Source organism: Reyranella sp., from assembly GCF_004296935.1.
Lineage (GTDB): Bacteria > Pseudomonadota > Alphaproteobacteria > Reyranellales > Reyranellaceae > Reyranella.
The window spans coordinates 1-9,851 of sequence record NZ_SCVH01000093.1 but is presented as its reverse complement, the minus strand read 5'-3'; the positions used below and the strand labels follow the sequence as shown (position 1 = coordinate 9,851).

The following is a 9,851-nucleotide window of genomic DNA, read 5'->3' as shown; positions in this document are numbered from 1 at the left end:
GCCGGCGTGAGCGGCTACGGCTTCGACCAGATCGTGCTGCGCGCCGAGGCCCTGGCGCCGCTCTACAAGCCCGAAGCGATAGTGGTGGCCTTCATCGCCGACGACATCCGCCGCACCGAGATGCGCCGGCTGTGGAGCGCGGACAAACCCTACTTCGAACTCGACGGGCAAACACCGGTGCTGCGCAACGTGCCGGTGCCGCCACGCGCCGATCCCGGGACCACCCTCACCTTCTGGCAGCGGACGCTCGGCTATTCCTTCCTGTTCGACTTCATCCTGCGCCGCCTCGATCTTCTGCACGACTGGTTCGGCGACCATATCCGCGTCCATCCCCCGGGCACCGGCGAGCGCATCGCCTGTCTCCTGACCGGGCGCCTGGCCGAACTGCAGCGCTCGAGCGGCGCGCGCGTGCTGGTGGTGGCAGAATATGACCCCGTCGTCTGGGACGATGCGACATTCGCGGCCGAACAGAGGCGCATGACGGGCGCCCTGCTTGCCTGTGCGCGCAAGGAAGGGCTGGCGACACTCGACAGCTATGACGTCCTGGCCAGCACGGCCAGGCCGCGGCAACTCTATGTGCTGTGGCACATGAACGCCGAGGGCAACCGACTGATCGCGAAGACGATCTCGGCCGACCTCGCCCGGCCCTACATCCCGCCGCCGCGGTAGTTCGGCGCCTCGAGCATGATGTCGACGTCGTGCACGTGGCTCTCGCGCAGGCCGGCGCCGGTGATGCGCAGGAACTGGCAGTTCTTCTGCATCTCGCCGATCGTGGCATTGCCGGTGTAGCCCATGGCGGCACGCAGGCCGCCGACCAGCTGATGGATGATGTTGCCGACCGGTCCCTTGTAGGGCACGCGGCCTTCGATGCCCTCGGGCACCAGCTTCAGCGTGCTCTGCACCTCGGCCTGGAAGTAGCGGTCGGCCGAGCCGCGCGCCATGGCGCCGATCGAGCCCATGCCGCGGTACGATTTGTAGGAGCGGCCCTGGTAGAGCAGCACCTCGCCCGGCGCCTCGTCGGTGCCGGCCAGCAGCGAGCCGATCATCGCGCAGTCGGCGCCGGCGGCGATCGCCTTGGCAAGGTCGCCGGAATATTTTATGCCGCCGTCGCCGATCGCCGGGACGCCGGCGGCGTGGCAGGCCTCGACCGCCTCCATGATCGCCGTGAGCTGCGGCACGCCGACACCGGCCACCATGCGGGTGGTGCAGATCGAGCCCGGGCCGATACCCACCTTCACCGCGTCGGCACCGGCGTCGATCAGCGCCTGGGCGCCCTCGCGGGTGGCGACGTTGCCGGCCATGACCTGGGTGTAGTTGCTGAGCTTCTTCACGCGCGTCACGGCCTCGAGGACGCCGCGCGAATGGCCGTGCGCGGTGTCGACCACGATCACGTCGACGTCGGCGTCGATCAGGAGCTGGGCGCGGCGGAAGCCGTCCTCGCCGACGCCGGTGGCCGCCGCCGCCCGCAGCCGGCCCTTCTCGTCCTTGCTGGCGCCGGGGAACTTGTTGGCCTTCTCGATGTCCTTGACGGTGATCAGGCCGATGCAGCGATAGTCCTCGTCGACCACGATCAGTTTCTCGATGCGGCGCTGGTGCAGCAGCCGCTGGGCCTCGCCCGAGCTCACGCCCTCGCGCACCGTGACCAGGCGGTCCCTGGTCATCAGCGCGCTTACCGGCGTGGTATTGTCGGTGGCGAAACGGACGTCGCGGTTGGTCAGGATGCCGGCCAGCTTGCCGTTGCCGCGCTCGACCACGGGAATGCCCGAGATCTGATGCGCCGCCATCAGACCCAGCGCATCGGCGAGTGTCTGGTCGGGATGGATGGTGACCGGATTGACCACCATGCCCGATTCGAATTTCTTGACCTTGCGCACCTCGTTGGCCTGCGCCTCGGCATCGAAGTTCTTGTGGATGACGCCGATGCCGCCGGCCTGGGCCATGGCGATCGCCATCGCGGCTTCGGTGACCGTATCCATTGCCGCCGACATCAGCGGGATGCCGAGCTCGATGGTGCGCGTGAGACGTGTCCGGGTGTCGGTCTGGCCAGGCAGGACGGATGAAGCGGCAGGCTTCAGGAGCACGTCATCGAACGTAAGCGCTTCCTGTATCTGCATGCCAACCTCCAAACCTGGGGGTGAAAAAAACGGCGGCTCCGTGGGGGGCCGCCGGGTTGGCGATCCGTTATACACACTGGCACGCCCAAGCCAAGGCCGAATGGCCCACCGACGCAAGATTGCGCAAGCCGGCCTGCAATCGAAATAGAAGTGCGGCCTAGCCGCGAAAGCCTATGCCGACGACATACATCTCGGCTGAATCGGAGCGGCTGGCCTCCGGTTTTACGTGTCGGACCTTGGCGAAGTCCTTCTTCAGGCGGTCGAGCAACGCCCGCTCGGTGCCGCCACGCAACACCTTGGCCACGAAGGTCCCGCCGGGCTTCAGCACCTGGCGGGCGAAATCGTGCGCCGCCTCGGCCAGGCCCATGATGCGCAGATGATCGGTCTGCGTATCGCCGGTGGCCGATGCCGCCATGTCGCTCAGCACGACGTCGGCCGGCCCGGCCAGCAGCTCCATCAGGACCGCGGGCGCATCGTCGTCGTAGAAATCCTTGGCCAGCACTGTCGCGCCGGGAACCGGTTCCACCGGTGTGATGTCGAGGCCGATCACGATGCCGCCGGCGCGTCCCGGCTTGGCCCGCTCGACGGCCACCTGGGTCCAGCCGCCGGGGGCGGCGCCGAGATCGACGATCCGCATGCCGGGCTTCAGGAAGCGGAACTGGTCGTCGATCTGCAGCAGCTTGAAGGCGGCGCGCGAGCGATAGCCGCGCTTTTTGGCCTCGGCGACATAGGGATCGTTGAGCTGACGCTGCAGCCAGCGCTGCGACGATACCGTGCGGCCGCGCGCCGTCTTCACGCGCACTGTGGCGCGACGACCTGTCGGCAGGCTTCCTGTCGGCCGCCCGCCTTTGACATCCTTTGCCATGGTTTCAGCCCGGCCGGCAGCGGGGATCGGCGTCGCGATCGGCCTGACGCATCAGGTCCATCAGCACGCCTTCGCGCAGGCCGCGATCGGCCACGCGCACGATGGGCGCCGGCCACTGCCGGCAGACCGCCTCGAGGATCGCCCCGCCCGCCAGGGCAAGATCGGCGCGATCGTCGCCGATGCACGGCAGATGCGTGAGTTCGGCAACCGACAGGCTCGAAAGCTGGTCACAGATCCGCAGGATCGACTCGCGGCCGATGCACGAACCGTCGACCAGCGCGCGGTTGTAGCGCTTGAGGCCGAGATTGTGGGCGCTGACCGTCGTTACCGTCCCCGACGCGCCGACCATCTGGACGTCGCCGCGCGCGATGGCGGCACCGATGCCGTGCCGGGCGCAAAACGGACGCAGGTCGGCGCGGATGCGTTCGACCATGTCGTCGTAGCAGGCACGTGTCACCGCCCGCTCGCGCGGCTGGCCGCCGACGCAGGACTCGGTGAGGGTGACGACGCCCCACGGCACCGACGTCATGTCGATCAGCTCCGTTGCCACGCCACCCAACCGCCCGTCACGATGCAGGACCTTGAGCCAGCTCACCTCGGTCGAGCCGCCGCCGATGTCGATCAGCAGGCCGTAGGGAATATCCGGATTGAGCAGGTCTTCGCAGCTCGCGAGCGCGAGCCTGGCTTCCTCCGACGGCGGAATGACATCGAAGTGAAGTCCGGTGCGCTGCTCGACCATCGTCAGGAAATCCTCGCCATTGCAGGCGCGGCGGCAGGCCTCGGTGGCGATATGGCGGGCGCGCGTGACGCGGTTGCGGCCAATCTTGGCCGCACAGACGTCGAGCGCGCTCAAGGTGCGCTCGATCGCGTCTCCGCACAGCACGCCGCTCAACGCCACTCCTTCTCCCAGCCGGACCGGCCGGGAATAGGCATCGATCACCTCAAATCCGTCGATCGACGCCCGGGCCACCAGAAGCCGGCAATTGTTGGTGCCGAGATCGATGGCCGCGAAAGTGTGCGCGAAACGGCCGCTGTGCCAGCCCCCCTTCGGCGTGGATTCCCCGGCCATTTTCAACTCTTTCTTTGGCTGGATGGTAACCGACGCCGGGGCCCGAGGCGAGCCCGCTTGCCAAGTCGTCCCGCCGCCGTTAAATCGACCCGGCGGCCCGTTTGGGGGATAGTTTAACGGTAGAACAATCGGCTCTGACCCGGTTAGTCTTGGTTCGAATCCAGGTCCCCCAGCCACCGCCCGCCCACGGCGCCAGTTTCAGGCAGGCCGGCAGACGAGCTGGGTCAGATGGGCTGCGGTCGGATCGTCGATCGGCCCGCCATCGATCGAAAATGCCCGATAGTCGTATCGCCCGAGCAGGTCGCGGACCGCGGCACGCTCCTCAGTACTGTGCATTTCGATATAGATGACCGGCCGGCAGCGCTTCAGAAATTCATGCGCCCCGGCGAAGACGCCAGCAGCGCCGCCTTCGACGTCAACCTTCAGGAAGGACGGCGCGGGCCAGCCTCGCTCTTCACAGGAGTCCAGAGCGAGTTGGCGGACCTCCAGCACTTCGGCGTCGCCCAGGTCGACATTGCCGAATTCAACCGTCCCATTGTCGGGCGCTTTCGGTCGAACTGGAACTGCGCGACACCGTCGACAGCGCCTACCGCGGCACACACCGGGGTTACCTGCCCGAGTGCGTTCAGTTCGACGTTGCGGACCAGGCTCCGGTAGTTGTCTGGCGTCGGCTCGAACGCCACGACCGCTCCGTCCGGCCCTACCGCTTCGGCCAGGTGCAAAGTCGACTGGCCACAATTCGCGCCGATATCGTAGACACGCTGTCCCTTGCCAACCAGCCGGACCCAGTCCCACTCGTGGCCCTGCATATTCCATATATAAGTGTAGCCCATGCTGGGACCTACGATCATTCGGCGCGCCTTGAGAGGGCCCCGCCGGATCGTCCGGACCGAGCCATAGGGGTAGGCCGCCCGCACCACGGTCTGGGCAAGTCGGGACCGCGCCAGACCGTGAAGCTTCACAGACTGCCTAGAGGCGCCACAGGGTGACGCCTGCCGGCGTCGTCGAGCGGTCGAGCACGGCGGGGATATCGGCCACGAAGCCGCCCGCGGGCTTCAGCAAAGACCTCACCAGTTCCCAACCGCCGTCGCGATAGCTGCGATGAGCGACCGACAGCACGACCGCATCGGCCGGCTGCAGTTTGTCGAGCGCAGTGAGCGACAGGCCGTATTCCTGCTTCAGCAGGTCGCCGTCCGCCATCGGGTCGTGCAACTGGACCGCGATCCCGAAGTCCTTCAACTCGCTCACGATATCGACGACCCGCGTGTTGCGGATGTCGGGGACGTTTTCCTTGAAGGTGACACCGAGCAGAGTCACCAGCGGCCGGCCGCTGCCGGAGCTTCGCATGATGCTGCGGGCCACCCTGTTGGCAACATAGAAGCCCATGCTGTCGTTGACCCGCCGGCCGGACTGGATCACGTGCGGATGGTAGCCGACCGATTCGGCCTTGTGGGCGATGTAGAACGGATCGACCCCGATGCAATGACCGCCGACCAGGCCCGGTCGAAAGGGCAGAAAATTCCACTTGGTGCCGGCCGCCTGGAGCACGTCCTGGGTGTCGACGCCGAGCCGGTCGCAGATCAGCGCGACCTCGTTGATCAGGGCGATGTTGACGTCGCGTTGCGTGTTCTCGAGCACCTTGGCGAACTCGGCGACCCTGATCGAGGGTGCGCGGTGCGTGCCGGCATGAACGACACTGCGGTATGTCGTGTCGACGATATCGAGCGTCTCAGGCGTATCGGCCGAGACGATTTTCAGGATGTTGTCGAAGCGGCGTTCACGGTCGCCCGGATTGATGCGCTCCGGCGAATAGCCGACGTTGAAGTCGGTCTTCCACTTCAGCCCTGAGGCGGCCTCGAGCGCCGGAATGCAGACGTCCTCGGTGACGCCGGGATAGACGGTCGATTCGTAGACCACGATGTCGCCGCGCTTGAGCACCGCGCCGATCGTGGCCGAGGCCCGCTTCAGCGGCTCGAGGTCGGGTGTCTTGCTGGCGTCGATCGGTGTCGGCACGGTGACGATGTGGAAGTCGGCGGCACCAAGTTCTTCCGGCTTCGACGAAAAGCGAAGCCCGGGTGCGCGCAGCATCCCGGCCTCGACCTCGCGCGTCCGATCGTGGCCTTGCGACAGCTCCGCGACCCGCTTGGCATCGATGTCGAAGCCGACGACCTGGAACCCTGCCCGGCCAAACGCCGTTGCGACGGGCAGCCCGACATAGCCCAGGCCGAGGACGGAAATACGTCGAAGCATGGCTCTCACTTGTGACAGGTCACCTGGATATTGGCATCCACATTCTCGTCAGCGACCGATGCCCGGCAGCCGCGGCGCCAGCCTCGCCGCACCGGCGAGGAACATGCGGCATTTGTCCCGGAACGACAGGTCGTAAACGCCGGTGTTCAGAATCCAGCGACCGGAAAGCAGTCGGCCGATTCCCAGGAGCCGCCACTTCGTCCGCACGAAGAGAAACCTGAGCCGGCTTCCCCGGGTGTATTGCGGCAGGAAGCGCAGGTCCGCCATGAGGTTGTCGGCATGATGCTCGCCGCCCTGGCGGAGCTTGCCGATGGCCGCGTGTTCCTTGTTCGGGAGCCCGCCGTGCTCGCCGTAGTGCCGCCACGGCATGTACGCGGCGCCCCCCTTGCCCATGACGAACCACTGAATGAATACGTCGAACACGAAGTATTTGGTGAAGTCGTACGTTGCCGAGGCGTACTCGAAATAGTCGAGCAGGATCCTCGCCACGGTCGCATTGACGACGTAGGCGACCAGCGGCGATGCGTGGACACGAAGATATGCCGGCTGCCCTTGCGACAGCGCGAGCAGCCGCGGACTGCCCTGATAGAGATAACCCCAGGCGCGCGCGTTGGTTTGCGGCCAGAAGACAGGAAAATCTCCCAGGCCCCGGCACGGCACGAAATCAGACTCGCAGATCAGGGTATAGCCGGGAAGCCGTGCTGCCTTTTCCCAGGCAAGGCGGTGATTGAGCAATGTCCGCGAATTGAGGGCATAGGCCATCTCCTCGGGAGTATAGGTGATGCGCTGCAGAGACGCCGGGAGACGCTCTTCCGCGAGCGCGGTCAGGAGAGGCTGCACGTCCTCCTTGTAGGCGAGCACGATCACCTGCCCGACGACATCTCGAATGGTGTTCCTGTCGGGCATCTGAGCCAACAGCGGGCCCTCCCCGCGGGCGAGCCTACTTCTTCGACGCCAGCTTCAAGGCCGGGCGCGCCGGGTCGGCTTTTGCCGGCCCCTTGTCGTTCTGGCTGTAGTAGCCACGATAGCGCGAGTAATAGTCGCCATGGTCGCCGTAGCCATAGCGGCCGTGCTTGAAGAGATTGACCCGGTTGATGACGATGCCGATATGGTTGGTCACCTCGAGCAGGGAGGAGACCGCCGTCTTGACCACTTCGCGGTGGGTCTTCGCCCACTGGAGGATGAAGACCGTGTAGTCGGACAGGCGCGCGATGATGCGGGCGTCGGAGACCGCCAGCACCGGCGGCGCGTCGAGGATCACGAGGTCATAGTTGTCGGAGAACACGTCGACCGCCGCCTTCATGGCATGCGACTCGAGAATTTCCGGGGCGTTCGGCGTATTGGGCCGGGCGCAGATGTAATAGACGCCGGACTGCTCGTGACGCCGCGTGCATTCCGCCAGCGTCTTGGTCCCCATTAGGTATTCGTCGATCGTACCGCCCCGCTCGCCGATGCCGAGTGCTACCGACAGCTTGGCCTGACGCAGATCGAGGTCGACGATCAGCACCCGGCGCGAGGTGTTCATCTTGGTCAGGAGCCCGCCCAACGCGGCGACGAAGGTGGTCTTTCCTTCGCTCGGCGTCGAGGACGTGACCGCAATGACCCGCGGCAGACGATCGAGGCTGGCGAGGCTGATGGCGGTGAACACGGCTCGGATGGCCTCGGCTGCCGGCGAGGTCGTGTTCTCGAGGATGCCGGTCACCACGTTGGAGCGGCTCGCGGCGCTGCTCTTGACCTCGGGGACCATCGCCAGGACGCTGACACCCGTCGCTTCCTCGACCTGGGGCGCGGAGCGGAAGACACGGTCCAGCTTCTCGGCGGCGACCGCGCCGGCCATGCCCAGCAGGCAGCCGATCACGAAGGCACCCATCAGGCCCGACCTGAAATTGGGCGACGACGGCGAGCCGGACGGACGGGCATAGGCCAGGATGCGAGCGTCGGCACGCTGGATGTCCTGCTGCTCGCGCAGTTCCTTGAAGCGGCCGAGGAAGCTCTCGTAGAGCGTCCGATTCGACTGGGCTTCGCGCTCGAGCTGCTTCTGCTCGGCCTCGTACTGGCTTGCGGTCCCGGAAACCACCGAGGCCTTGTCGACCAGTTCCTTGAGCTCTTCTTCCTCGGAGGTTGCGGCGTCGAGTTCGGCGCGAACAGCCAGGGTGATGCGTTGCGTTTCGATGATGAAGCGGGCGCGGACGGCGTTGAGTTCGTTGCGGACCTGGATCAGCTTGGGATGGCTGTCGCCCAGCTGCGACGCGAGTTCCGCCGACTTGCGGCTGAGTTCCACGTCCTGGATCCTGAGCGCGGCGAGCGTCGTGTTGCCCGCGACCTCGGGAATATTGGCGAGTTCGCCGGGATTGAGGCTCGCCTTGCTGAGCGCGACCAGGCGCCCCTCTTTCTCGATGCGACGGCCGCGCGCGGCGGTGTATCGGGTGTTGAGTTCCGAGAGCGTCTGGGTCGAGATCGCACCTTCGGGGCTGCCGGCAAGCCCCTTGTCACGGCGGTAGGTGGCGACGGCTTCTTCGGCGACCTGGAGGTTCCGGCGCAACTCCGCGAGGCGCTGCTCGAGCCACTCAGTCGCCCGCCGGTTGGCCTCGTTCTTGGTGTCGATCTGGTCGGCGAGATAGGCCTCGGCGACGGCATTGGCGATCCGCGACGACATGGTGCCGTCGGGACTTTCCGCTGTGATGAGGATGACGAACGTGCGGCCCACCAGATTGACGCTGAGATGGCCGGACACGTAGCCGATGGCGGCCTGGCGACGCGGATCGCTGGCTTCCGCCGACCGGTCTGCGCGAGGTCCCGCCGCCGGCTTTGGCGCCTGCGCGGGCGCCGGGGGCGGCGCCGGCGCTAGCAACGACGAGATTCCGGAACTCCAGAGCTCGCGAACCGGGTCGAGCGCCGCGTCGAGCACCCCCGGCGGCTTGGTGCCGTTGAAGTCGGGATTGTTCGCCAGGCCAAGCTTGTCGACGACGCGGCCGATGACGAATTCCGACGAAATGACCTCGAGCTCGCTCTGGATGGCACCGTAATTGAGCGTGTCGACGCCAGACAGTGCGCCTTCGGTGCTCAGGACCTTGAACGTGCGGGTGTCGAGAATGAGACGTGAGGACGCCTTGTACATGGGTGTCTGCTGCGCGATGACCAGAGCCATCATCACGACCGCGACGAGCCCGCAGCCGATGATCATGATCTTGTGGCGATTGACGAGCCTCAGCCAACCCCAGAGCTCGCTCGACGCGTCTTCCGGCATGGCGGCGCCCTGACGCGGCAAAGCCGTCAGTGGCTGACTACGGGTGATCGCGGGTTCTTCGGCGATCTCGTTGGCCCTAGACATCGATCCCATCCAACCACACTCCGCACATGACGTGCTCCGGAGGACACCCAACGCTACTCGCCGGCCCATCCCAAAGCCGGTCGACGCATGCTGCCTTACTCAACACGCGGCCCCACACCGCGTTCCCAAAGTACACTTACGCTACGCTACTAAAACCAACGCTCGGGGACGCTGATGACGTCTCCCGGGCCGATTGGACTATCCTCGGTAACCGTCTCTTCC

General features: G+C 66.1%; 9 protein-coding genes and 1 tRNA gene. 2 read left to right on the top strand and 8 right to left on the bottom strand.

Annotation, left to right across the window (positions count from 1 at the left end):
* On the top strand, positions 1–669 hold a 669-nt coding region (locus EPO55_RS13135; RefSeq protein WP_296337322.1), incomplete at its 5' end, for a hypothetical protein.
* On the opposite strand, the gene guaB is transcribed toward EPO55_RS13135, so the two are convergent.
* From guaB to EPO55_RS13120, 3 genes are all read right to left on the bottom strand, one after another.
* Positions 648–2,114 (bottom strand): IMP dehydrogenase, encoded by a 1,467-nt coding sequence (guaB, locus tag EPO55_RS13130; protein WP_296337321.1) that lies wholly within the window; start codon positions 2,112–2,114, stop codon positions 648–650. The genes EPO55_RS13135 and guaB overlap by 22 nt on opposite strands.
* A gap of 157 nt (positions 2,115–2,271) precedes the next feature.
* A complete protein-coding gene (locus EPO55_RS13125) occupies positions 2,272–2,979 on the bottom strand; it encodes an RlmE family RNA methyltransferase (RefSeq protein ID WP_296337320.1) in 708 nt (235 codons plus the stop codon).
* Positions 2,980–2,983: 4 nt separating this feature from the next.
* Positions 2,984–4,048 carry a Ppx/GppA phosphatase family protein gene (locus tag EPO55_RS13120; RefSeq protein ID WP_296337319.1) on the bottom strand — a complete coding sequence of 355 codons (1,065 nt, stop codon included), beginning with the start codon at positions 4,046–4,048 and terminating at the stop codon, positions 2,984–2,986.
* Positions 4,049–4,150: 102 nt separating this feature from the next.
* On the opposite strand from EPO55_RS13120, the gene EPO55_RS13115 reads away from it, so the two are divergent.
* Positions 4,151–4,224: transfer RNA gene (locus EPO55_RS13115), tRNA-Gln, on the top strand.
* Between the two features lie 22 nt (positions 4,225–4,246).
* Here the strand turns inward: EPO55_RS13115 and EPO55_RS13110 are convergent.
* The 5 genes from EPO55_RS13110 to EPO55_RS13090 form a co-directional block, all read right to left on the bottom strand.
* The gene (locus EPO55_RS13110; protein ID WP_296337318.1) at positions 4,247–4,540 is read right to left on the bottom strand and encodes an FkbM family methyltransferase; all 294 of its coding nucleotides are present in this window, start codon (positions 4,538–4,540) and stop codon (positions 4,247–4,249) included.
* Complete coding sequence (locus EPO55_RS13105; protein ID WP_296337323.1) at positions 4,471–4,857, bottom strand: FkbM family methyltransferase; 387 nt, start codon at positions 4,855–4,857, stop codon at positions 4,471–4,473. The genes EPO55_RS13110 and EPO55_RS13105 overlap by 70 nt, the downstream gene beginning before the upstream one ends.
* A 160-nt stretch (positions 4,858–5,017) precedes the next feature.
* A complete protein-coding gene (locus EPO55_RS13100) occupies positions 5,018–6,298 on the bottom strand; it encodes a nucleotide sugar dehydrogenase (RefSeq protein WP_296337317.1) in 1,281 nt (426 codons plus the stop codon).
* A 48-nt stretch (positions 6,299–6,346) separates the two neighbouring features.
* Positions 6,347–7,159 (bottom strand): hypothetical protein, encoded by an 813-nt coding sequence (locus EPO55_RS13095; RefSeq protein WP_296337316.1) that lies wholly within the window; start codon positions 7,157–7,159, stop codon positions 6,347–6,349.
* Between the two features lie 79 nt (positions 7,160–7,238).
* On the bottom strand, positions 7,239–9,629 hold the full coding sequence (locus tag EPO55_RS13090; protein ID WP_296337314.1) for an AAA family ATPase: 2,391 nt from the start codon (positions 9,627–9,629) through the stop codon (positions 7,239–7,241).
* Positions 9,630–9,851: the final 222 nt, after the last annotated feature.

What these genes read in the sequence shown, in the direction of transcription:
- guaB (WP_296337321.1), bottom strand. Translation starts at nt 2,114, where the DNA reads ATGCAGATACAGGAAGCGCTTACGTTCGATGACGTGCTCCTGAAGCCT.
- EPO55_RS13125 (WP_296337320.1), bottom strand. Translation starts at nt 2,979, where the DNA reads ATGGCAAAGGATGTCAAAGGCGGGCGGCCGACAGGAAGCCTGCCGACA.
- EPO55_RS13120 (WP_296337319.1), bottom strand. Translation starts at nt 4,048, where the DNA reads ATGGCCGGGGAATCCACGCCGAAGGGGGGCTGGCACAGCGGCCGTTTC.
- EPO55_RS13105 (WP_296337323.1), bottom strand. Translation starts at nt 4,857, where the DNA reads ATGCAGGGCCACGAGTGGGACTGGGTCCGGCTGGTTGGCAAGGGACAG.
- EPO55_RS13100 (WP_296337317.1), bottom strand. Translation starts at nt 6,298, where the DNA reads ATGCTTCGACGTATTTCCGTCCTCGGCCTGGGCTATGTCGGGCTGCCC.
- EPO55_RS13090 (WP_296337314.1), bottom strand. Translation starts at nt 9,629, where the DNA reads ATGTCTAGGGCCAACGAGATCGCCGAAGAACCCGCGATCACCCGTAGT.